This is a genomic window from Paenarthrobacter ureafaciens, from assembly GCF_004028095.1.
GTDB lineage: Bacteria > Actinomycetota > Actinomycetes > Actinomycetales > Micrococcaceae > Arthrobacter > Arthrobacter ureafaciens.
The window spans coordinates 1,069,995-1,093,422 of record NZ_SBHM01000007.1 but is presented as its reverse complement, the minus strand read 5'-3'; the positions used below and the strand labels follow the sequence as shown (position 1 = coordinate 1,093,422).

Here is a 23,428-nt window from a genome sequence, read left to right as displayed (position 1 = left end):
CCTTCGGAGGCCCGGGCCATGCAAGCCCGGGCCTTCAACGGTGTTTAACTCACACCTTGAAGTACTTCGCCTCCGGGTGGTGGAACACGAACGCGTCCGTGGATTGCTCGGGGTGCAGCATCAGCTCATCGCTAAGGACCACACCCATCCGCTCCGGCTTCAGCAGTTCCGTCACCTTCCGGCGGTCTTCCATATCCGGGCAGGCGGGGTAGCCCAGCGAGAACCGTGCGCCGCGGTAATCCAGCTTGAAGTACCCGGCCTTGTCCTTGGGCTCCTCGGAGGCAAAGCCCAGTTCGGACCGGATCCGCGCATGCCAGAACTCAGCCAGCGCCTCGGTAAGCTGCATGACCAGCCCGTTGAGTTCGTAGTAGTCGCGGTATTGGTTGGCCGCGAACATCTTGGAGGTGAACTCCTCGATCTTCGCGCCCGCGGTCACCAACTGCACGGGCAGGACGTCGATCTGGCCGGACTCCCGGGAACGCACAAAGTCGGCCAGGCACAGGTGCCGGTCGCGGCGCTGGCGCGGGAAGTCGAAACGCAACCGCTCGGAGCCCACTGCACCGCCTGAGCCTCCGTCGGGGGCAAGGAGGCCCGGGGTCCCGAGGACGCCGTCGGAGTCCTCTCCGTGGTGCAGCACCACTACCTGCTCGCCTTCGGCCACCACCGGGAAGTAGCCATAGGCCACCGAAGCATCCAGCATTCCTTCGCCGAGGATCCGGTCCAGCCAATACCGGAGGCGGGGACGCCCCTCAAGTTCCACCAGCTCGTCGTAGGAGGCGCCGTCCTCGCCCCGGCCCGGCTTCAGGCCCCACTGGCCCATGAACGTGGCGCGCTCATCGAGCAACGCGGCGTAGTCGTGCAGGGCTACGCCGCGAACAATGCGGGTGCCCCAGAACGGCGGCGTCGGAACGGGGTTGTCCGCGACGACGTCGGACCGGCCGGGCATTGCCTCCGGTTCAGTCACCGTAAACTTCGCCCCGCCCTTGTGGATGCGCTTCTTCAACGGAGGAAGGCCCACCGAATCCGGGTCGGCGCCGCGGGCCACCTGCACCAGCGGCTCCATGAGCGAGAGTCCCTCAAACGCATCCTTGGCGTACCGGACAGTCCCTTCGAACTGCTCCGCCAGGTCCTGCTCAACATAAGCACGGGTCAACGCTGCGCCACCAAGGATGATGGGCCACTTCTTCGCAAGGCCACGCGACTGGAGCTCGGCGAGGTTCTCCTTCATCACCACGGTGGACTTCACCAGCAGCCCGGACATGCCGATCACGTCGGCGTCGTGCTCCTCAGCGGCGGCAATGATCTCGGCAATGCCTTGCTTGATACCGATGTTCACCACTTTGTAGCCGTTGTTGGTGAGGATGATGTCCACCAGGTTCTTGCCGATATCGTGCACATCGCCGCGGACCGTGGCGATCACCATGGTGCCCTTACCCGAGGAATCCGACTTCTCCATGTGCGGCTCCAACAGGGCAACCGCGTTCTTCATGACCTCGGCGGACTGAAGCACGAACGGCAACTGCATCTCACCGGCACCGAAGCGTTCGCCAACCACCTTCATGCCCTCAAGCAGTTGGTCGTTGATGATGCCCAGGGCCGTCATGCCTTCGCTGCGTGCCAGGTCCAGGTCCTCCTCGAGTCCCTTGCCCTCACCGTCGATAATGCGCCGCTGCAGGCGTTCGCCGGTGGGCAGGGCGGCAAGCTCCGCCGCGCGCTGGTCCTTAAGTGCTGCGCTGTCGACGCCCGCGAACAGGTCCAGCATGGTGGCCAGGGGATCGTACGTGACGTTTCCATCGGCGTCGTACTCGCGGCGGTCCCACACGAGATCAAGCGCAACCTTGCGCTGCTCTTCAGGCAGCGAGGCGAGAGGCACGATCTTCGCGGCGTCAATGATGCCGCTGGTGAGGCCGGCCTGTACGGCCTCGTGCAGGAACACCGAGTTGAGCACCATTCGCGCCGCCGGGTTCAGGCCAAAGGAGACGTTGGAGACGCCGAGCGTGGTCTGGATGCCCGGGTACTTGGTGGTGATTTGTCGAATGGCCTCGATGGTTTCGATGCCGTCGCGGCAGGTTTCCTCCTGGCCCGTGGCGATGGGGAAGGTCAGGGCGTCCACAATGATGTCTTCAACCCGCATGCCCCACTCAGCCACCAAGGAATCAACCAGGCGGGAAGCGATGGACACCTTGCCCTCGGTGGTCCGTGCCTGGCCCTGCTCGTCAATGGTCAACGCGATCACGGCCGTACCGTGTTCCTTCACGAGGGGCATGATGCGGGCAAAGCGGCTTTCGGGACCGTCGCCGTCCTCGTAGTTGACGGAGTTGACCACCGGGCGTCCGCCGATGAGCTCCAGCCCTGCCTTCAGGACCGGCGGTTCGGTGGAGTCAATGACCAAGGGGAGCGTGGACGCCGAAGCGAAGCGGGACACCACTTCCTGGATATCCGAAACGCCATCCCGGCCAACGTAGTCGACGCATACGTCCAGCAAATGCGCACCGACGCGTACTTGCTCGCGGGCGATATCCACGCAGTCATCCCAGCGCTCTTCCAGCATGGCTTGGCGGAACGCCTTGGAGCCGTTGGCGTTGGTGCGCTCGCCGATGGCCAGGTACGCCGACTCCTGGTCAAAGGGCACGTGGTGGTACAGGGATGCGACGCCCGGTTCGCGTTCGCTGGGCACCCGCGCGGGGCCGTCGCCGTTCCCGGCCGCCGCGCCGGCGTCGGGGGCGTTGCTGATAGTGCGGAAGGGTTCAAGACGTTCGACGACGGCGGCCAGGTGCTCCGGCGTCGTACCGCAACAGCCGCCCACCAGGCCAAGGCCAAATTCACGCACGAACTGCTCGTGCGCTGTGGCGAGTTCCGCCGGGGAGAGCGGGTAATGCGCGCCGTTCGCCCCCAGGATCGGCAGGCCGGCGTTGGGCATGCAGGCGATAGCCACCGAGGACTGCTTGGACAGGTGCCGGAGGTGCTCGCTCATCTCGTCCGGGCCGGTGGCGCAGTTGAGGCCGATGGCGTCCACGCCCAGCGGCTCCAGCGCGGTCAGGGCAGCGCCGATTTCCGAACCCATCAGCATGGTGCCCGTGGTCTCGACCGTTACTTCGACGAAAATCGGGAGCCGGACACCACGGGAAACAATCGCCTGCTTGCAACCATTCACGGCAGCTTTGGTCTGCAGGAGGTCCTGGCTGGTTTCGATCAGGAATGCATCCGCGCCGCCGTCGATCAGGCCTTCCGCCTGCAACGCGAAGGTCTGCTTCAGGTAGTCGTAAGTGGTGTGGCCAAGGCTGGGGAGCTTGGTGCCCGGCCCCATGGAACCAAGGACCCAGCGCTCGCGGCCGTCCTTGGCCTCTGCTGCCTCGGCGCGCTCGCGGGCGATCAGGGCGCCTTTCCTGGCCAGTTCCTCGATGCGGTCATCAATGCCGTAGTCCGACAGGTTGGACCAGTTTGCGCCAAAGGTGTTGGTTTCCACTGCATCGATGCCCACTGCGAAGTAGGCGTCGTGGATGTCTCCGATGACATCCGGACGCGTGTCGTTGAGGATTTCGTTGCAGCCTTCCAGGTTTTGGAAGTCGGTCTCCAGTGAAAGGTCCCGGCCCTGCAGCATGGTGCCCATGGCGCCGTCGGCGATCACCACGCGGTGGTTCACAGCATCCAGCAGCGACTGGGAACGGGCAGGGCGGGGGACAGCATCAATATCGAGCGCAAAACGGGCCATATGAACAGACTACGGGCGGGGGTCTGACACACTGCGTCGTATTTCGGTGTACTACGCCTTATGTGGATAACGACGGCGATTGGTTGCCGTCGGTGGGTCGGCGCGGGTCCACGATGGGGAACGCGTTGAACTGGATCTGCACCGGTCGTGTGCCCGGTTCTCCCTGCTGCCCTCGGTACTTGTCCAACCGCGAACGCAGGAACATCTCCGTTTCCTTGGTGAGCTCTGCCAACTGCCCGCACGTCAGGTGGGTGTGGAGCGTGGCAATCATGCTGGCCTCGGTCCATTCCGTGGGGAGTACGTCCAGGGACTGGTCCAGGAAGTCTTCCAGCACCTTGGCCCGTTGAACTCCCATCTCGTGGTTGACCAGCCGCGCTACTTCCCGGCTGGCCGGGTTCGAGGCGAGATCCGGCGTCGAAATGGTGAGCGATCCGGGCGGCCTTTCCCACCAGCGTTCCCGGGCAGTGCCTTTGCCGGCCACTTCCCGCACGAACCCGTGCTTGGCGAGCTGGCGCAGGTGGTAGCTCGTGGCACCGCTTGACTCGCCCAGTCGCTGGGCGATGCTGCTGGCTGTCTGGGCGCCGTAGCTGGAAAGCACTTCGAGCAACTGAATCCGCAATGGGTGTGCCAAGGCCTTCAGGGAGACGAAGTCAACTGTCCTGTCGGCGGTGGCCTCAGCAGTTGCGGGTTCCTCCGGCGACGGCGTCTGGTGGTCTTCGCTCATGGACTACAGCCTACGAGAGAACCGTGGACCGCAGCCGCGCCCGGCCTGTGCGCGCGGTTGCTGCTGCGGAGGTTTATTGCCGTGGGCCGATCTGGTGCATGAAGACGTACACATCGTCACGCATCTGCTCGAGGCGGGCTCCATTGAACCGGGTGGCGGGCTCTTCAAGCGGAGCGCTGGTGTGGGTGAACAGGAGTCGGACTCGCTCAAACAAGGGACCCACCTTCTTTCGGATAAGGGTTTTGCGGTAATGCAAAGATACCTTTGCAAAGACTTCTTTGTAAACCCTCCAGTCGCGTCCGCGCCCTCCGTTTCGATCTTCCGGTGGAAGAGGTGCGCGGCTCCGCATCTCAAGAATGACGTGCGAACAGAACCGGGTCCGCATCGGGGCCTGGCTTCCACTGCAGCCACCACTGAACGCGATGCGACCCACGCCTAATGCAGGCAAAACGAAGCAGCCACCCTGCTGCAGAAGGGCGGCTGCCTACGTCAAACGGATTCGTCTGTTTGGACCTGACCTAGGGTGCGGCCTTGCCTACTGTGCGTTGACCGATGACGGTCGTACCATCTTCGGCGTAGAGTTTCAAAACCCGTCCAGAGCCGTCCTTCCGAGCATTCTGCATCTGAATGGCTTCTTCCGGCGAGTTAGGGGTTCCCTGATCCAGGTCAGCCTTCTTTAGATATCCGATCTTTCCGTCGTCCCCAATGGCACTTATGAGATCTGGTTCGTCGGCCGGTGTTCGCGCATCCATTGCTGACCCGAAGGTTTCACCTCGAGCGTTCTTGGGGAAGTCCACCTTGTCTCCTTTTTCGATTAGGACGGTAGGTGCTCCGGCGTTTGCCGTGGTGATGGCAAACCCAACTACACCGCCGATTGCAATAGCGACGGTAGTGGCCGCGACCCCGAAGGCCCTGCGGTGCTTAGTAAATGATTTCATGCCTAGAGCCCCCCGTATGCGGCTGGTGTCCGGTAAGTGTAGTAGTAGTTGTAGCTGTTGCCGTTCCAAGCGCCGACGACTCCATAGGACTGGTAGGCCCCGTAGCCGCATGAAAGCCATACACCGTTATCAAGTTGGTGGGCGACTATGCCGTTGTAAGCCTCCCATCCCTCATCGCAGAAGTTTCCGCCAATAAAGGCACGGCCGCGTGCGTACATCCAGCCGACGGGGACGTCACCTCCTTGGGCATAAATAAAAGATGCTGCACTCCCACGACCGCCGTCCCACGTTGTATCAAGCGCGGCCAACGTTTGGTATGTCCTCCCACCAGTCGAGAACTGGCCTATAAGACTTTGCGTATTCGTGGCGTATGCGGCGCCTGCGCTGAATCCGAGCGTGCCGCCAAGCAAGATAGCTATCAGTGTAGCTTTTGTGAAAGCCTTTATCCCGCGTTTTGGGCGCTGACTAAACTCTCAGAATTTTGTCCTGAATCAATAGCCATGTGTTAACCATTCCCCCCGAACAGTCGAACTAGTTGCCCATGGAGCAACCTAGTTGCCTTGGCAGCTTGACTGCCGATCAATGTGTTGCCAACCGCGAGCGTTGATGCCAACGCGATGCTGCCTAGCCTTTTCATAGATTCCCCAATCTAAAGAGACTCAGTTCAATGGCGCGCTTGCCAGAGAGCAGAAGGGTTGCCCGGTTGCAACACACCTTCACGAATAGGTAGTGCGCGGAGGTGCTGGAAAGTGATGCGAATCTCTTCCGCTGCCTGATGTCAGAGTCACGTTGTTGTCCACATAGCCACCAAGAACCCATTGCCCTCCCTATCCCACGATGGTTCGATGGGGATCATGGCAACCCCAAATACCGCAGAGAGTTATGTCTTGGCGATCGGGACCAAGAAGGGTCTGTGGCTGGCGACCAGTCCGGACCGCATAGATTGGTCCTTCTCCGGCCCGCACTTCCTGATGAGCGAGATACCGAGCATCGGGATAGATACGCGGGACGGCAAAACACGGATCATGGTCGGCGTCCGCTCCGAACACTGGGGGCCCACCGTGGCGCACTCGGACGATCTGGGCGCGACGTGGACCGAACCAGAGCACGGCGCCATTAAGTTTCCGGACGGCACCGACGCCGCCTTGGAACGCATTTGGCAGATATATCCCGACGCCGATTCCCGCCCCGGCGTCGTCTGGGCAGGTTGCGAGCCCATTTCCGTGTGGAAATCCACCGACGGCGGCGAACACTTCGAGCTGAACCGCGGACTTTGGGACCACCCCCACCGCAGTGAATGGGGTGCCGGTTACGGAGGTGCGGCGGCCCACTCGATCGTGGTGGATCCCAGCGGCGAGCAAGTACACATCGCCATGAGCACGGGCGGCGTCTATACCTCGATGGACGGCGGCACCTCCTGGGAGCCCCGGAACAAGGGAATCTCGGCCTACTTCATGCCCGATCCCAACCCGGAGTTCGGTCAGTGTGTCCACAAGATCGCGGCCGATGCCACGGTGGAGGGGCGGCTCTACGCCCAGAACCATCACGGCGTGTACCGGACGGACGACAACGGGGAGAACTGGAGCTCGATCGCGGAGGGCCTGCCCGCTGACTTCGGCTTCGTCATGCTGACGCACCCCCGCCGCGAGGGTACGGCCTGGGTCATTCCCCTGAAGGCGGACGGCGAACGTATCCCGCCGGACAGCAAACTGAGTGTCCACCGCACGGACGATGCCGGCGACTCCTGGACCGAGCTTCACGCTGGGCTCCCGGACCACGAATACAACGCAGTGCTGCGTGACGCCGCCGCCGTGGATACAGCCGAACCCGTCGGCGTGTACTTCGGAACCCGCGGCGGATCGGTCTATGCGAGTGCTGACGAGGGCGGCACCTTCACCGAAGTGATCTCGCACCTGCCGGACGTGCTCTGCGTGAGGGCCGCCGTCGTGGTTGGAAACCCGGCGGGCTTGGAAACGCCCTTGGCGGCAGCAGAAGCCAACGTCCTGGCGGAAGCAGCAGTGATCGTCGATACAGCCGCCCAAGTGGACGGCAATCCTGAAAGTCCCACCAGTGACCCGGTACCCGGTTAGGGCCGATGGTGGCTGACATAACGGTCGTGCTTCCCGGTGTCCTGCAGCCACTCGTCGGCGGACAGTCCTACCTGACTGCGTCCGCCGACGGGGCCGTGACCGTTGGACAGTTGCTGGACACTGTGACCGGTGAGTACCCGGTCCTTGCCCGGCGTTTGCGTGATGAAACCGGTGCACTCCGCCGTTTCGTGAATATTTACGTGAACGGTGACGAGGTCCGGCGGCTCAAGGGGCTTGATACGGAGGTAGCGGGCGGCCAGGAGGTGTTGATTATCCAATCCGTGGCCGGCGGCTGAACGGGCACGGGGTGTGGCGCCGGGGTTCTGCTCTGGTGCGGGGTCGCTCAGGCGACGCGCCAAACACTGCATTCGTCGGTATTGATGGCTTTCCTCATCCCGGAGGCGTGGTCCATGATCCACACGACGCCGATTCCAGGGGCTGTTTCCTGGACCCGACCGCGGCGAATGACCACGTCATCGTAAGCGGGTCCAACGGACAGTCGGGCCTCGATTTCGTCTCCACGATGGAGCTGGCTGATAGCGCGAATACGTGTTGTTCGGGATTTGGCTTCCTTCAGCATGGTGTCCTCCTGGCTGGAGCTGGAACTGGTGCCTGCGCTTGCCGGCCATTCCAGTGTGGCGGGGCATTGTTGCCGCAGTATTTCCGCATGGTTAGGGCCCGGTAAGCATTGCGCGCTGCCCGGGTTTCCGGACACGCTCGACGCCGGGACCTGCCCGCGGCGGTAAGACGCGCCGACGGTTGGCCGCCTCTTCCGCAGGCCCGCAAGCCTGCCGCTGTACCCTGATGTCGGTTCTTGAGACTCACGGGAACCAAAGGCTCCATCTCTGGGAGATTTTGATGGGTTTCTTGCAGCGGTCAATTGCCGTGTCCACCGGCCTGCTGGTTTTCGCCTCCAGCCTCATTTTTGCCCAAGCCCCGGCAACGGCCGTTCCGCTGCCCTCGCCGGACAATCCGAACGTAAAGTTCGTCGAGGGGACGCCCCATTCGGACCACGTGTTCGAGACGCCGTTGGGCGGTGCCCCCCAAGGCGGTGCCCCCCAAAGCAGTGACACCCGGTCCAGTGACCCGCGCGCAGGTGCGCAGGCCGCACAAGGACCTTCCGACGTCGAGGCCCTCTTGCGGGACGGCGTGGCCGCCACGGGTCCCAGCGGCGATATCCGCGTCCGTCTGGTAACGGCGAAGCTGGCGGACAATTCGAACACCGTTTCCATGGCCGGTGCCGAGCAGGTGGTGGCCTCGACCAGCAGTTACTGGAAGGCGATGACCAACAATCGCCTGTCGATGACCGTGGACAGCAAGGTGTCCGGATTCCAGTCCAAGGCGCGGTCCACTGACCACTACAGCGTCATCATGTCCACCATCACCAGCGAGTTGAAGTGGCAGGCCAGCCCGTACACCGCGCTGGTGATCTTCATTCCCTCATCCACCCTGTCCGGCAACGCGCTCGGCGCCGGCTACAGCAGCGGCAGCTACAGCGGCAGGGTCCTGTTGCCGCAGCTGAGCAGCTTCTCCAACAACGTGATGAGCCACGAGTTCGGCCACGTCATCGGTTTGATGCACGCCGATGCGCTGCAGTGCGGCAGCGGCGTTCCAGATGTGGGAACGGACAGCAGCGGCAGGTTCACCGATCCTTCCTGCTACATCCGCGAATACGGCGACACCACGGACATCATGGGCGCGGCGCAGTACAACCAGCCTGTGATCAGCTCGTCGTTCTGGGACTATGCAGGGCTCGGCCGGGGCGATGAAATCCGCGACGTCGGAGTCGCGGGTGGTGTGAAGAGCTACACCCTCAAACCGTGGGGCGGAACCGACGCCCAGCGTGCCATCAAATTCACCGACCCCGTCAGTAAAGAGGTGTACTACCTCGAACTTCGGCAACCGGTGGGTTATGACTCGTATTTGAAGAACCCGGGCCAAGAGGGCAACAAGGGCGTCAAGATTGTCCAACGCGGCGGGGCGACCATTGCGTCGTCGCTGATCCTCATGCCGTCAACGGTTCCGTTCACCGAGCCCTGGTACGCCAAGAACCACTCGTGGCCGGCGGGCAGGACCTTCACCACCCATACCGGCACCCAGGTGACCATCGATTCCGTTTCTGCCACGTCGGCAACGGTCACCATCAACGCCGATCCGAAGCTCAAGACGCGGATGCGGTTCTCGGCCGGCGACTTCGACGGCGACAAGCTCGCCGATGTCATCTCCCGCGAGGCCGACGGTTCCCTCCTGCTGTTCCGCGGACTGCCGGGAAACCGGCTCGCCGATCCTGTCCAGATCGGTTCCGGTTGGGGCATTTTCAACGCGGTTTTCGGCACTGCGGACTTCAACGGTGACGGTTTCGCTGACGTCCTCGCCCGGACCAGCGACGGCGGGCTCTGGCTCTACCCGGGCAACGGAAAGGGCGGCTTCCTCTCCCGGAGCCAAGTGGGATTCGGCTGGCAAGGATTCACCCAGCTGGTAGCACCGGGCGATTTCTCCGGGGACGGCCGCGCCGACGTTATCGCCTCCAGTCCGGACGGGCGTCTCTGGTTGTACCCGGGGGACGGTTTCGGTGGATTCCAAAGCCAGGTGCTGCTGGGCCAGGGCTGGGATGTCTTCAACACCCTCGCACCGGCGGGTTCATTCGGCGGCGGATCCGCAGGGCTTCTTGGCCGCGCCGGCGACGGTACCCTCTATGTCTACCCCGGCAACGGCAAGGGTGGCTTCTTGCCGCGAGCCGCCGTCGGAAGTGGTTGGAACAGCGCGGGCGACCTGATCGGTGGCGAGGACCTGACAAGGGACAAGTCCGACGACGTGCTGGCCGCTGCGGCGGGCGGCGCCATGACGATCTACCCGGGTGACGGCAGCGGCTTCGCCGATCGTCTGGCGATCGGCACCGGCTGGACCGCCTTCGACCAGGTGTGGGAAGCGGGCGACTTCAACGGCGACCGCGTGGCGGACGTCCTGGCGCGAAGCAAGGACGGCGCGCTATGGCTGTATCCGGGCAACGGTTCCGGTGGTTTCCTGCCGCGGGTGCAGGTGGGGTCGGGCTGGAACATGTTCGACACCATCCTTAGTGCCGGAGATTTCGACGGCGATTCGCGGCCGGATTTGGTGGGCCGGGCCCCTGACGGGACGCTCTGGCTCTACCCGACCGATGGCAAGGGGAAGTTCTTTGCCCGTCGGCAGATCGGGATGGGCTGGCAGGGTTTCACGCAGCTGCTGGCGCCGGGCGACTTCTCCGGCGACGGTAAAGCCGACATCGTTGGGCAGACTTCGGACGGCGTGTTGTGGCTCTATCCGGGTGACGGCGCCGGTGGTTTCCTTGCGCGGAAGCAGATCGGCACCGGATGGAACATGTTCAACCTGGTCCTCCAGGCAGGGGACTTCAACGGCGACGGCCGCGAAGACCTGCTGGGCCGTGCTTCCGACGGGGGGTTGTGGCTCTACCCGGGCAACGGTTCGGGTGGCTTCCTTTCCCGAATGAACCTGGGATCCGGCTGGAACATGTTCTCCAGCATCGCCGCTCTGGGCAATGGCTTCACGGGTACCGGCAACCCGTCGGTGGTTGGAGTAGCCGGCGACGGAACTTTGCTCCTGTACGCCGGGACCGGTGGGGGTAAGTTCCAGCCGGTGAAACTGAATCCCCTGTAGGAGTACACAGAAAACGTTCGCCCCCGGTTCTTCGTGAACCGGGAGGCGAACGTTTTTTTTGGGGCGGTCTACTTGCGCAGGCCCAGTTCCGCGGTTGGTACCTTCGCTGATTCGCGGGCAGTCAGGGCGGAGACTGCGGCAATGGCACAGATGATTCCGCTGAAGATGGAGATCTGTACCCAGCCGCCGGGCTTGGTGCCACCCATGGCCGTGACAATTGCCGGAGCGAAACCGGCCATGAGGAAGCCGAGCTGCGTGCCGATGGCCAAACCGGAGAACCGAACCTTGGTGCTGAACATTTCACCGTAGAAGGAAGGCCAGACGGCGTTCGCTGCGGCGTAACCGAATGAGAAGAAGACGACTGACACCAGGAACATCAGGGGGACGTTTCCGGATTCGAGCGTCAGCAGGAACACGGGAGTCATGATGGCACTGGCAATAGCGCCGTAGATGAAGACGGGCTTCCGGCCAATCTTGTCAGCCAGGGTGCCGAAGAGCGGCTGCGTACCCAGGGCAACCACGTTGGCCACCACCACGAGCCACAGCGTGATGGTGCTGCTCACGTGGGCCACATCCTGTGCGTACTTGATGGCCAGGGTGCCGAACACGGTGCTCACCGCAGCGATGAACGCGCAGCACACAACGCGCAGGACGTCGCGCCAGTGCAGCTTCAGGAGGTCGGCCACGGGAAGCTTGGCGATCTGGTTGTGCTTCTTGGCTTCTGCGAAGGCCGGGGGCTCGTGCAGGGTGCGGCGGATGAAGTAGGCCACGATCACAACAACCGCGCTGAGCCAGAACGGGATGCGCCAGCCGATGCCGTACTTGATCTCGTCCGGGAGGGCCACCACGGGGATGAAGACGAGGGCGGCAAGGATCTGACCGCCCTGGGTGCCCGTGAGGGTCCAGGAGGTGAAGAAGGAACGCCGGTTGTCCGGAGCGTGCTCAAGGGTCATCGACGAAGCGCCGGCTTGCTCGCCTGCGGCCGAAAGGCCTTGGGCCAGCCGTGCCAGCACCAGCAGGACCGGGGCCCACCAGCCGATGGTCTTGAAGTCAGGAAGGCATCCGATCACGAAGGTTGCGGCACCCATAAGCACCAGGGTGAACATGAGGACTTTCTGACGGCCGATCCTGTCCCCGAAGTGGCCCAGGATGATCGCTCCCACCGGGCGGGCAACGTAAGCGAAGCCGAAGGTGGCGAAAGACATGATGGCTGCGTTGGCGTCGGCGTCCGGGAAGAACACATGCGGGAAGATCAGCGCCGCTGCCGAACCGAAGATAAAGAAGTCGTAGTACTCCACCGCGCTGCCAAGGAAGCTGGCGAGGGCCGCTTTCTTGGGAGTGCCGGTGGTGGTTTCAGTGCCGGGCGTCGCTGACGGCATTGTTTGGCTCATGGGAGTTCCTTCTGTGACGACGATGTCGCGGATCAAGCTTCTGCGGGAGATCGAGGGCTAGGTGCGGCCGGATCGTCCCAAAAGTAACCACATGGTGAGAGCTACTTGTGCAATACAGCAATACTGGCTGTGAGAGCGGTCACTTGTCAAGAGATGTCACCACTATCTAGAAATAGCTCTCACCATATGAGAGCATCGAACCATGAATGTGAAAGAGGGCACAAAAACGGACATGGTGGGCAAGGCGCTGAGCCTGCTTGTTCTGCTGGGTGACGAGCCGAAGGGGGCGAGCGCCGCAGATCTGGCCAGGGCGGCCGAGTTGCCGTTCAGCACCACGTATCGGCTGCTGGGTTCGCTCACCCGCGACGGCTTTGTGGACTATGAGCCGGACGGGCGTCGCTACCATCTTGGACTGCGCGTGTTCCAGCTGGGGCAGCGCGTTTCCAACCACCATGGCTTCGCGGCCACGGCGCTCCCGGTCCTGCAGCGGGTCACCGAACGCACCCATGAGGCCACTATCCTCTCGGTTCGCGATGGAGACCACCACTTGACGGTCAATAAGGTGGACGGGCCCAAGACTTTCCGCGTAACCAGTGACCCCGGGCATCTCGGCGCGCTGCACACCACCTCCGTGGGCAAGGCGATCGTCGCCTTCGAGGAGGAGGTCGAGCGGAAGCGGCTCCTGGAAGAACTTCCCTTGGATCCGCTGACGGAACACTCCATCACGGACCGCGACAAATTCCGCGAGGAGATCGAGCAGGTCCGGCGCCAGGGCTACGCGGTCATGGATGAAGAGAACGAGATCGGCATGCGCGCAGTCGCAGTCCCCGTCCTCAACGCCCAGGGCAACGCATTCGCTTCCGTGGCCGTCGCTGTGCCGGTCTTCCGAATGACCATGGAGGAGCTGGTTTCACACGTCCCTACCTTGCAGGAGGCCGCAGCCGAGCTGGCGGCCCGCCTGCCCCAGCGCTAACCCACCCCACCCCGCCCATGCCAACCCCACCGACCCCACCCACCTACCCCCACCCAACTAGGTCGCATTAGTGCGCGTTTTGACCCCTCTAAACGCGCTTAACTGCGACTTGGTTGGGTGCGCACGCTGGAAATGTTCGCTATAAGAACATACGTGCGGAATATGAACATTTGTAGTAATCTCGATATCACCCGGCTCCGTGGACTCAGAAAATCCAAAGTCCGCGGTGCCGAAGTAAAAGGAGCTTGAGGATGAGCAACCGAGCCGAATCCGTTTTGGTGGGCCTGATAGGCGAAGGCGTCATGCCGTCGCTGACTCCGCCCATGCATGAACGCGAGGCCGATGTGCAGGGCCTTCGCTTGCTGTACCGCCCCATCGACCTTCTGGATCTCGCGTTGCCGGCAACCGCCGTCGGGGATCTCCTCACAGCCGCCGGCCGCATGGGCTTCAACGGCCTTAATATCACGCACCCGTGCAAGCAGCTGGTGCTGCAGCACCTTGATGAAGTGTCCGACGACGCCGATCGCCTGGGTGCCGTCAACACCGTCCTGATCCGGGACGGCCGCTTCATCGGCCACAACACGGACTTCTCCGGCTTCGGTTCGGCGCTCACCGACGGACTGCCGGCAGCGAAGCTGGACCGCGTCGTCCAGTTGGGCGCGGGAGGTGCCGGGTCCGCCGTCGCCTATGCACTCCTCAAAGCCGGCGTCAAGCATCTGGACCTTGTGGACATGGACGCCAACCGCGCGGCCGAGCGTGCCACTGAGCTCAGCGGACTTTTCCCGGTCGCGAATGTCACCGCGCACACGCCGGCCGCCCTGCAAAACCTCATGCCCCTCGCCGACGGCCTGGTCCACTGCACCCCGATCGGCATGGCAGCCCATCCCGGACTGCCGCTCGACATCGGGCTGCTGGAACCCCGCCACTGGGTGGCGGACATCGTCTATCGCCCTATCGAAACGCAACTGGTCCGCGAAGCGCGCGCCAAGGGTTGCGACGTGCTCGACGGCGGCCGGATGGCAGTCGGCCAGGCGGCGGACGCTTTCAAGCTCTTCACCGGCAAAGACGCCGACCGCGACCGCATGCGTGAACACTTCCTTGAGCTCATCGCCACCGAAGAATCGGCACTCGTGAAGGCGGCCCACTGATGCGCACCGGGATCGCCACCGTCTGCCTGTCCGGCACCCTGAAAGAGAAGATGCAGGCCTGCGCCATTGCGGGCTTCGACGGCATCGAGATCTTTGAGCAGGACCTGGTCACGTCGCCGCTCAGTCCTGAAGATATCCGCAAGATGGCCGCCGACCTCGGCTTGGGCCTGGACCTCTACCAGCCGTTCCGCGATTTCGACGGCGTCACTCCGGACCTGCTGAAAGCCAACCTCAAGCGGGCCGAGGCCAAGTTCAAGCTCATGGCGCGCCTGGGCATGGACACCATCCTGGTCTGCTCCAACGTGGCGACGGCCACGATCGACGATGACCAACTGCGGGCAGAACAGCTCGCGCAGCTTGCCGCACTGGCGGGGGACCACGGCGTCAAGGTGGCCTACGAGGCCCTGGCATGGGGCAAGCACGTCAACGACTACGAGCACGCCTACCGCCTGGTGGAGGCAGTGGACCACCCCAACCTGGGCACGTGCCTGGACTCGTTCCACATCCTTTCCCGCGATTGGGACACCGCGCCCATCGAGGACATCAACGCGGACAAGATTTTCTTTGTCCAGGTGGCCGACGCCCCCAAGCTCTCCATGGACGTGCTGTCCTGGAGCCGCCACTACCGGGTTTTCCCCGGGGAGGGCCAGTTCGAACTCGCCAAGTTCATGGGCCACGTGGTCCGGGCAGGCTACACGGGACCGGTGTCCCTGGAGGTGTTCAATGACGTGTTCCGCCAGTCGGACGTGGAGCGCACGGCCGTGGATGCCATGCGCTCACTCATCTGGCTGGAGGAACAGAGCGCCAAGTGGCTGGCGGGCACCTCCGCAGAAACCGCCGCCGCCGGGACATCCGAACAAAAAGCCGCCGGCCGCCGTCGTTATCCCATGGAACTGGCCACCCTGCCCAAGGTGAACGAGCCCGCCGGGTTCAACTTCGCCGAGGTCAAGGCCGACGACACCGCGCAGCTGGAAAAACTCCTGGGCCAGCTTGGCTTCGAGTTCGAGGGCCGGCACCGCACCAAGGACGTCCAACTCTGGACCATGGGCCAGGCCCGCGTGATCATCAACGAACAAGCGGCCTTGCACACGGAACCGGCTATCGCCGCTTTGGGGTTCGACGTCGACTCCCCAGTGATTGCCTCCGCCCGCGCCCAGCAACTCAAGGCGCCAGTGGTGTCCCGCAAGGTCCAGGCAGACGAAGAAGTATTCCAAGGCATCTCCGCCCCGGACTCCACCGAGATCTTCCTCTGCCAAGGCAGCCCAGACGGCACAGCGGCGTGGACGCAGGAATTCGGCGAAGGGCTGGAGCACCCGCGGGCAGCCCAAACAGCAGTCATTGACCACGTAAACCTCGCACAGCCCTGGCAACACTTCGACGAAGCCGTCCTCTTCTACACCAGCGCCCTCGCCCTGGAACCGCAGCCGTTCGCCGAGGTACCCAGCCCCAGCGGCTTGGTGCGCTCGCAGGTAATGCAGGCCAGCAACGGCGCGGTCCGGCTGGTGCTGAACCTGGCGCCCGTGCAGCAGGCGTCAGCGCCAAAGACTTACCAGGAACACATCGCCTTCGCCGTGGATGACCTTGTGGCAACAGCCCGGTCAGCACAGGAACGCGGCCTTGAGTTCCTGCAGATTCCGGCCAACTACTACGAGGACTTGGACGCGCGGTTCGATCTTGAACCGGGTTTCCTGGCCACCCTCAAGGAGCTCAACCTCCTGTATGACCGGGACGCCAACGGTGAATTCCTCCACTTCTACACCGCCACCGTGGGCAGCGTGTTCTTCGAAATGGTGGAGCGCCGGGGCAACTACGACGGTTACGGAGCCCCGAACGCGCCAGTCCGCCACGCCGTCCAATACGACTCACTCCACCGGGCATAGCTGCCTGCACCCTGACAACGAAGTTGACAACGAAGCCACAGAAAGGAGCCGGTTGTGCCGCAAGACAACACCGCGCAAGCTCTTGAATCAGAGGAACTCGTGCCGCCGGCCGAGCCGCACGCCGCCCACGACGCCGGAAAGGTGGAGACGCAGGCGGACCTCAGTGCCGAGATCAAGGCGATCGGCGACAAGTACGCCCAAGCCCTGAAGAACGGCAAGGCTCCTGAGACCATGCCGCGCCTGGACTATGCGCCGTACCGCAGCAGCATCCTGCGCCACCCCACCAAGAGCCTGCACCATGCCGACCCGGAAACGATCGAGCTCTACTCGCCCGCTTTCGGTCACCAGGACGTGCACGCGCTGGAGTCGGACCTGACCATCCAGCACAACGGCGAACCCCAAGGCGAACGCATCATCGTCTCCGGCCGCGTCCTGGACGGTGACGGCCGCCCGGTTGCGGGCCAGCTCGTGGAAATCTGGCAGGCCAACGCCGCCGGCCGCTACATCCACAAGCGTGACCAGCACCCCGCCCCGCTCGACCCCAACTTCACCGGCGTCGGACGTTGCATCACCGGTGCCGACGGCTCCTACTCCTTCACCACCATCAAGCCCGGCGCGTACCCGTGGAAAAACCACCTCAACGCATGGCGCCCGGCCCACATCCACTTCTCCATGTTCGGCTCCGAGTTCACGCAGCGCATCGTCACCCAGATGTACTTCCCGGGCGACCAGCTCTTCCCGTTGGACCCCATCTACCAGTCGATCGTGGACCAGGACGCCCGGGACCGCCTGGTGGCCACCTACGACCACGAGTTGACCAGCCCCGAATGGGCACTCGGCTACAAGTGGGACATCATCCTGACCGGTTCCAAGCGGACCTGGACCGAAAACGAAGCATACGGCGACGCCGGCGACGAGGAGTAAGCACATGAGCAAGCTGACACCCACACCGGGCCAGACGGTGGGACCCTTCTACGGCTACGCCCTGCCCTTCAACAAAGACAACGAGCTCCTTGCGCCGGGCAGCCCCGGCAGCATCCGGCTCCAAGGCACCGTGTACGACGGCGCGGGCAACACCATCCCGGACGCCATCCTCGAAATCTGGCAGCCGGACTCCGCGGGCAACATCGTCCAGCGCACGGGCTCCCTGGTCCGCGACGGCTACACGTTCACCGGCTGGGGCCGCGGTGCGGTAGGCAACTCCGGCGTCTACACCTTTACTACCGTCAACCCCGGGCCGCTGAAGCCGGGAGCGGCACCGTTCATCTCCGTGGCAGTGTTCGCCCGCGGCCTCATGAACCGCCTCTTCACCCGCGTCTACCTTCCCGACAACGAGGAAGCCCTGGCCAACGATCCGCTGCTGAGCTCCCTGGATCCCGAGCGCCGCAAGACCCTCATCGCCCGCCGTGACCCCGACGGCGGACTCACCTGGGACATCCGCTTGCAGGGCGAGGGCGAGACCGTGTTCCTGGACTTCCAGCAGGACGGATCGCTGGAATTGGCTTCGGGGGATTTGGCTTCCGGGGATTTGGCAACCTCATGACCGACGGCGACTTCGGCCTCCTCAGCCCCGTCACGGCCTCGCCTGCGGTGACGGCACTGACGGGCGACCGCGCCGTGATCGCGGCGATCCTCGACGTCGAAGCTGCCTGGGCAGCCGTTCTTGAGGAGTCCGGGCTGGCCCCGGAAGGGTCGGCAGCTGTGGTGGCCGAGGCCGCCGATCCAGGTCACTACGACATCGCCGCCATCGCAGAACGTGCCCAAGGCGGCGGCAACCCGGTGATCCCGCTGCTCGGCGAACTCCGTGCACGCGTGCGCAGCCTGGACGCTGACGGCATCGGCGCAGCCAAGGCGGTGCACACCTCGCTGACCAGCCAGGACGTGCTCGACACCGCACTCATGCTGCTGGCCAGCCGCACCGTTTCGGCGCTGCTGGTTGAGGTCAACGGCACGACGACGGCGCTCGCCACCTTGGCGGGCCAGCATGCGGACACGCTGTGCGTGGGCAGGAGCCTGACGCAGCATGCGCTCCCGTACACGTTCGGGCTCAAGGCTGCGCAGTGGTTCCAAGGGGTGGCCGCTGCCGGATCTCGACTGGCTTCCCTGGAGTTGCCGGTGCAGTTCGGCGGCGCCGGCGGAACACTGGCTTCGGGCACCAAACTGACGGCAGGCTCTTCGGAGACGCCGTTCAGGCTTGCCGATTCCCTCGCCGCAAAGCTCGGCCTGGCCCCGGCCACCGCACCCTGGCACACCAACCGTTTGGCTGTGACCTCCCTCGGGGACTCCCTGGCTTCCCTGCTGGATGCCTTCGGCAAGATCGCTGCCGACGTAGTGTTCCTGAGCCGCCCTGAGGTAGGGGAGTTCGGTGAGCCCTTGGCCGCCGGCCGTGGCGTTTCCTCGGCCATGCCGCAAAAACAGAACCCCGTCCTCTCCGTCCTGATCCGCAGCGCAGCATTGCAGGCTCCGGCACTGGCTTCACAACTTCACCTGGCTGCAGCAACCTTCAATGACGAGCGGCCCGACGGCGCCTGGCATGCGGAATGGCCGGCCTTGCGTCGTTTGCTCGCGCTGGCGCTGGGTGCTGCCGGACACCTTCGGGAGCTGACGGAAGGCCTGCGGGTGTTCCCCGAGGCCATGCGCAGGAACCTGGAGACCTCAGGCCCGCTGCTCCTCAGCGAAGGTGTGTCTGCCGCCGTCGCGCCTCTGCTCGGCGAGGACGGAAAGCAGAAGCTGCAGACCGTCGTCGATCAAACGCTCCTGGCGCCGGCTTCGCAGCAGGCAGATACGTACCGCAAGCTCCTGCGCGAGGCGGTCCCGCCTGCAACGCTGCCCGACGCAGACCTGGATGCCTTGCTGGATCCCGCGAGCTACCTCGGTGAGGCAGTGGAGATCAGCCGTCGCATCATTGCTGCCTACCCGGAATTCATTGCTTCAACGAAGGGAACCACCCGTGGCTAAGCCAATCGTCAAGGCCGTGCTGCTCACCCCGCAGCGCGAACCGGGATCCAAGCCGCTCCTGGTGGTGGGCCCGTCGCTGGGTACCTCCACCGTGCTGTGGACCGAGGCCGCCGCGCTGCTCGGCGACGAGTACGACGTCATCGGCTGGGACCTCCCCGGCCACGGCATGTCGCCGACCGCCACCGAAGGTTTCGACGTTGCGGAACTGGCTGACGCCGTCGTCGATCTTGTTGACTCTGTTTCTCCGGGCGTCCGGTTCCACTACGCGGGCGTCTCGCTGGGCGGGGCCACAGGCCTGCAGCTGGGCATCAAGCACGGCGACCGCCTGCGGAGCCTCTCGGTGCAGTGCACCGGCGCCAAGCTGGGCACGCCGGAGGGCTGGCTGGAACGCGCGGAAACCGTGCGGTCCCTGGGCACGCCGGTGATGATCCAGGGTTCGGCCGAGCGCTGGTTCGCCGCTGGTTTCATGGATCGACGCCCGGATGTCAGCAGCCGCCTCCTGCACGCCCTCCGCGACGCCGACCGGTTCGGCTACGCGTTCTGCTGCGAAGCCCTTGCCGCCTTTGACGTCCGGGAGCAGCTCGGCAGCATCACTGTCCCCACGCAGGCGATTGCCGGCTTCGAGGATTCCGTGGCGCCGCCGTCGTTCGCGGAGGAAGTGGTGGCCGGGATCAAGGCAGGTGGCACGTTTGCGGTGGCGGAAGCGCTCGACGGCGTCGCACACCTGGCGCCTGCCGAGGCACCCGACGTTGTGGCCGGTTTGATGCGGAACTTCATGAAGGAGAACGGACTGTGAATGTTGTAAACCCTGAACGGAGCGGCGACGCTTCCCGCTACGGTGCCGTGCAGCCCGGCGCAACAGGCCAGGAAATCTACGACGCCGGCATGGTAGTCAGGCGCGAAGTGCTGGGTGACGCGCACGTGGACCGGGCAAACGCCGGCATCGACTCCTTTACCGAGGACTACCAGGACATGATCACCAGGATCGCCTGGGGTGGAATTTGGACGCGGCCGGGACTGAGCCGGCAGATGCGTTCCGCCGTCACCCTCACGGCGTTGGTGGCGCACGGTCACTGGGAGGAACTGGCCATGCACATCCGGGCAGCCCTTAACAACGGCCTGAGCAGGGACGAGATCAAGGAAATCCTGCTCCAGACCGCCATTTATTGCAGCGTCCCGTCGGCCAACTCGGCGTTCAAGACGGCCCAGAAGGTCTTCGCGGACATTGACGCCGCCCCCGCCCCCAACTCCCCGAACTCACCCAACTAGGTCGCATTAGTGCGCGTTTAGACCCCTCAAAACGCGCACAAATGCGACCCAGTTGGGTACCACGAAATGAAGGAAATCTTATGAACCAGGCTTTTGTGTACGACGCCGTGCGCACGCCGTTTGGCAAGTTCGGCTCCGGACTTGCTGCCGTCCGTCCTGATGATTTGGCTGCGCACGTGGTCCGGGAATCGGTCAGGCGTGCTCCCGGGCTGGATCCGGAGCGGATCGATGAGGTGGTGTTCGGCAACGCGAACGGCGCGGGTGAGGAAAACCGCAACGTTGCCCGCATGGCTACGCTGCTGGCGGGGCTGCCGGTCTCGATTCCGGGTACTACGGTGAACCGGCTTTGTGGATCGTCGTTGGATGCGGCGATCATCGCATCGCGGCAGATCAACGCCGGGGACGCCGACGTTGTCCTCGTGGGCGGTGCGGAGTCGATGTCCCGTGCGCCGTGGGTTTTGCCGAAGACGTCCAAGCCCTACCCGGCCGGGGACATGACCTTGGCGTCCACCACGTTGGGTTGGCGTTTGGTGAACCCCGCGATGAACAAGGACTGGACCATCTCCCTGGGCGAGGCCACCGAACGACTGCGGGAGAAGTACGGGATCACGCGCGAACGGCAGGATCAGTTCGCGGCTGACTCGCACAACCTGGCCGACGCTGCGTGGAACGAGGGCTTCTACGACAACCTGGTCACCGCGGTTCCGGGCACGGACCTGGTCCGGGACGAGGGTATCCGTGCAGGTTCTTCGGCGGAAAAGCTGGCCGGGTTGAAGACGGTGTTCCGTCCCGAAGGTTCAGGGCCCGACGGCGGCACGGTCACCGCCGGGAACGCCTCGCCTTTGTCTGATGGTGCTTCGGCTGCGTGGATCGGGTCGGAGGCTGCTGCTGGGATTCTGGGGTTGGAGCCGTTGGCCCGCATCGCCGGCCGTGGCGCGCACGGCAACGATCCCCAGTTCTTCGGGTACGCCCCGGTAGAGGCCGCGAACAAGGCCCTCGCGAAGGCGGGCATTGGCTGGGACCAAGTTGGCGCCGTCGAACTTAATGAAGCGTTCGCCGCGCAGTCGCTGGCGTGCGTCGACGCGTGGGGGATCGACCCCTCGATCGTGAACCGCCACGGCGGCGCGATCGCGATGGGCCACCCGCTGGGTGCTTCCGGTACCCGCATCCTGGGTACTTTGGCGCGGTCGCTGCAGGCCTCCGGGCAGCGGTGGGGCGTCGCGGCGATCTGCATCGGCGTTGGCCAAGGCCTGGCCGTGGTGCTGGAAAACGTAACTGGTTCTGTAAAGGGTTAAGACGATGTTGAATTTCATTGACACTGTTGGCGAGGCCGTGGCCGGGATCAAGGACGGTTCCACGGTGATGATCGGCGGGTTCGGCAACGCCGGGCAGCCGTTCGAACTGATCGATGCGCTGATGGACTGCGGCGCGAAGGACCTGACCGTGGTGAACAACAACGCCGGCCAGGGCGACCAGGGCTTGGCGTTGCTGATCAAGGAAGGCCGGGTGCGGAAGATGATTTGTTCCTTCCCGCGGCAGTCCGATTCGTGGCACTTCGACGCGAAGTACCACGCCGGTGAGATCGAGCTGGAGCTGGTGCCGCAGGGCAACCTGGCCGAACGTATCCGCGCCGCCGGGGCCGGGATCGGCGGGTTCTTCACACCTACCGGGTTCGGCACCATGCTGGCCGAGGGCAAGGAAACCAGGTTCCTGGACGGCAAATGGCAGGTCTTCGAGACGCCGATCCACGCCGATGTGGCGCTGATCAAGGCGTTGAAGGCTGACGGCAAGGGCAACCTCGTGTACCGCAAGACGGCCCGGAACTTCGGCCCGATCATGGCAGCCGCGGCCAAGCACACCATCGTTCAGGTCTCCGAGATTGTGCCTACGGGTGCGTTGGATCCGGAAAACGTGGTGACCCCGGGGATCTACGTCAACAGCGTGGTCCGCGTTGACTCAGATGTAGCGTCAAAGGCTGCAGCGTCTGAAGCTGCTGCATCGAACGGAAAGGTGGCCTGAGCATGGGCACGCAAACAAGCATCCAAACCTCGGAGAAACCGCTGGGCCGTGACGAACTCGCCCAGTTGGTGGCCCGCGACATCACCCCGGGCTCGTTCGTGAACCTGGGCATCGGCCAGCCCACGCTCGTCTCCAACTACCTCACCGAGGACCAGAACATCACCCTCCACACGGAGAACGGGATGCTCGGCATGGGCCCGGAGGCGGTTGGCGATCAGATCGATGGTGACTTGATCAACGCCGGCAAGATCCCCGTCACGGAACTGCCCGGAGCCTCGTACTTCCACCACGCCGATTCGTTCGCGATCATGCGTGGCGGGCATCTGGACATCTGTGTCCTCGGTGCGTTCCAGGTCTCCGCCACCGGTGACCTCGCCAACTGGCACACCGGCGCGCCCGACGCGATCCCCGCCGTTGGAGGTGCCATGGACCTCGCCACCGGCGCCAAGGACGTGTTCGTGATGATGACGCTCCTGACCCGCGACGGTGCCTCAAAGCTGGTGGAGCAATGCACCTACCCCCTCACGGGCGTCGGCTGCGTCACCCGCGTGTACACCGACAAGGCAGTGTTCCTCACCGGACCCGACGGCGTCACTGTCCGCGAAACCTTCGGCTGCACCTTCGAAGAAATCCAGGAACTGGTACCCCTGCCTCTTAAGAAGGCGGAGTAGG

At 64.0% G+C, this 23,428-nt stretch carries 20 protein-coding genes; 14 read left to right on the top strand and 6 right to left on the bottom strand.

The genetic code is table 11. The features are described 5' to 3' along the window. Nucleotides 1–49: 49 nt before the first annotated feature. The 4 genes from metH to AUR_RS09310 all read right to left on the bottom strand — a co-directional run bounded on the left by metH (nucleotide 50) and on the right by AUR_RS09310 (nucleotide 5,374). Nucleotides 50–3,712: a methionine synthase gene (metH, locus tag AUR_RS09320; protein ID WP_062098605.1), complete on the bottom strand. Its 3,663-nt coding sequence runs from the start codon at nucleotides 3,710–3,712 to the stop codon at nucleotides 50–52. 58 nt (nucleotides 3,713–3,770) lie between these two features. Further along, nucleotides 3,771–4,436 (bottom strand): ArsR/SmtB family transcription factor, encoded by a 666-nt coding sequence (locus AUR_RS09315; protein WP_062098604.1) that lies wholly within the window; start codon nucleotides 4,434–4,436, stop codon nucleotides 3,771–3,773. A 73-nt stretch (nucleotides 4,437–4,509) separates the two neighbouring features. Beyond that, nucleotides 4,510–4,650, bottom strand: a complete 141-nt coding sequence (locus AUR_RS20275) for a hypothetical protein (RefSeq protein ID WP_164888670.1) — start codon at nucleotides 4,648–4,650, stop codon at nucleotides 4,510–4,512. Between the two features lie 304 nt (nucleotides 4,651–4,954). Further along, the gene (locus AUR_RS09310; RefSeq protein WP_062098600.1) at nucleotides 4,955–5,374 is read right to left on the bottom strand and encodes a hypothetical protein; all 420 of its coding nucleotides are present in this window, start codon (nucleotides 5,372–5,374) and stop codon (nucleotides 4,955–4,957) included. Between the two features lie 845 nt (nucleotides 5,375–6,219). Between AUR_RS09310 and AUR_RS09305 the strand changes: the two genes are divergently transcribed. Together AUR_RS09305 and AUR_RS09300 are read left to right on the top strand one after the other, a co-directional pair. Continuing rightward, complete coding sequence (locus tag AUR_RS09305) at nucleotides 6,220–7,464, top strand: WD40/YVTN/BNR-like repeat-containing protein (RefSeq protein WP_241650894.1); 1,245 nt, start codon at nucleotides 6,220–6,222, stop codon at nucleotides 7,462–7,464. 8 nt (nucleotides 7,465–7,472) lie between these two features. Continuing rightward, complete coding sequence (locus AUR_RS09300) at nucleotides 7,473–7,760, top strand: MoaD/ThiS family protein (RefSeq protein ID WP_031217229.1); 288 nt, start codon at nucleotides 7,473–7,475, stop codon at nucleotides 7,758–7,760. Nucleotides 7,761–7,807: 47 nt separating this feature from the next. On the opposite strand, the gene AUR_RS09295 is transcribed toward AUR_RS09300, so the two are convergent. Then, nucleotides 7,808–8,044 carry a hypothetical protein gene (locus tag AUR_RS09295; protein ID WP_062098596.1) on the bottom strand — a complete coding sequence of 79 codons (237 nt, stop codon included), beginning with the start codon at nucleotides 8,042–8,044 and terminating at the stop codon, nucleotides 7,808–7,810. Between the two features lie 278 nt (nucleotides 8,045–8,322). On the opposite strand from AUR_RS09295, the gene AUR_RS09290 reads away from it, so the two are divergent. Continuing rightward, nucleotides 8,323–11,118, top strand: a complete 2,796-nt coding sequence (locus tag AUR_RS09290) for an FG-GAP repeat domain-containing protein (RefSeq protein WP_062098594.1) — start codon at nucleotides 8,323–8,325, stop codon at nucleotides 11,116–11,118. A 68-nt stretch (nucleotides 11,119–11,186) separates the two neighbouring features. Here AUR_RS09290 and AUR_RS09285 read toward each other — a convergent pair whose 3' ends face one another. Beyond that, nucleotides 11,187–12,509, bottom strand: coding sequence for an MFS transporter (locus AUR_RS09285; RefSeq protein WP_021474489.1), 1,323 nt, complete (start codon nucleotides 12,507–12,509; stop codon nucleotides 11,187–11,189). 202 nt (nucleotides 12,510–12,711) lie between these two features. Between AUR_RS09285 and AUR_RS09280 the strand changes: the two genes are divergently transcribed. The 11 genes from AUR_RS09280 to AUR_RS09230 all read left to right on the top strand — a co-directional run bounded on the left by AUR_RS09280 (nucleotide 12,712) and on the right by AUR_RS09230 (nucleotide 23,427). Continuing rightward, nucleotides 12,712–13,482, top strand: coding sequence for an IclR family transcriptional regulator (locus tag AUR_RS09280; protein ID WP_062098593.1), 771 nt, complete (start codon nucleotides 12,712–12,714; stop codon nucleotides 13,480–13,482). 251 nt (nucleotides 13,483–13,733) lie between these two features. After that, nucleotides 13,734–14,630 carry a shikimate dehydrogenase gene (locus tag AUR_RS09275; protein ID WP_062098591.1) on the top strand — a complete coding sequence of 299 codons (897 nt, stop codon included), beginning with the start codon at nucleotides 13,734–13,736 and terminating at the stop codon, nucleotides 14,628–14,630. Then, nucleotides 14,630–16,510, top strand: coding sequence for a bifunctional sugar phosphate isomerase/epimerase/4-hydroxyphenylpyruvate dioxygenase family protein (locus tag AUR_RS09270; RefSeq protein ID WP_128397126.1), 1,881 nt, complete (start codon nucleotides 14,630–14,632; stop codon nucleotides 16,508–16,510). The genes AUR_RS09275 and AUR_RS09270 overlap by 1 nt, the downstream gene beginning before the upstream one ends. Nucleotides 16,511–16,564: 54 nt before the next feature. Beyond that, a complete protein-coding gene (pcaH, locus tag AUR_RS09265) occupies nucleotides 16,565–17,434 on the top strand; it encodes a protocatechuate 3,4-dioxygenase subunit beta (protein WP_062098587.1) in 870 nt (289 codons plus the stop codon). Nucleotides 17,435–17,438: 4 nt separating this feature from the next. Further along, the gene (pcaG, locus tag AUR_RS09260; RefSeq protein ID WP_062098585.1) at nucleotides 17,439–18,053 is read left to right on the top strand and encodes a protocatechuate 3,4-dioxygenase subunit alpha; all 615 of its coding nucleotides are present in this window, start codon (nucleotides 17,439–17,441) and stop codon (nucleotides 18,051–18,053) included. After that, nucleotides 18,050–19,468 (top strand): class-II fumarase/aspartase family protein, encoded by a 1,419-nt coding sequence (locus tag AUR_RS09255; protein WP_062098583.1) that lies wholly within the window; start codon nucleotides 18,050–18,052, stop codon nucleotides 19,466–19,468. Before pcaG ends, AUR_RS09255 begins: the two co-directional genes overlap by 4 nt. Next, a complete protein-coding gene (locus AUR_RS09250) occupies nucleotides 19,461–20,264 on the top strand; it encodes an alpha/beta fold hydrolase (RefSeq protein ID WP_062098582.1) in 804 nt (267 codons plus the stop codon). Before AUR_RS09255 ends, AUR_RS09250 begins: the two co-directional genes overlap by 8 nt. Then, nucleotides 20,261–20,737, top strand: coding sequence for a 4-carboxymuconolactone decarboxylase (gene pcaC / locus AUR_RS09245; RefSeq protein WP_021474648.1), 477 nt, complete (start codon nucleotides 20,261–20,263; stop codon nucleotides 20,735–20,737). Before AUR_RS09250 ends, pcaC begins: the two co-directional genes overlap by 4 nt. 80 nt (nucleotides 20,738–20,817) lie before the next feature. After that, nucleotides 20,818–22,032 (top strand): thiolase family protein, encoded by a 1,215-nt coding sequence (locus AUR_RS09240; protein WP_062098580.1) that lies wholly within the window; start codon nucleotides 20,818–20,820, stop codon nucleotides 22,030–22,032. Between the two features lie 4 nt (nucleotides 22,033–22,036). Beyond that, nucleotides 22,037–22,756, top strand: a complete 720-nt coding sequence (locus AUR_RS09235) for a 3-oxoacid CoA-transferase subunit A (RefSeq protein WP_062098578.1) — start codon at nucleotides 22,037–22,039, stop codon at nucleotides 22,754–22,756. A gap of 2 nt (nucleotides 22,757–22,758) precedes the next feature. After that, complete coding sequence (locus AUR_RS09230; protein ID WP_062098576.1) at nucleotides 22,759–23,427, top strand: 3-oxoacid CoA-transferase subunit B; 669 nt, start codon at nucleotides 22,759–22,761, stop codon at nucleotides 23,425–23,427. Nucleotide 23,428: the final 1 nt, after the last annotated feature.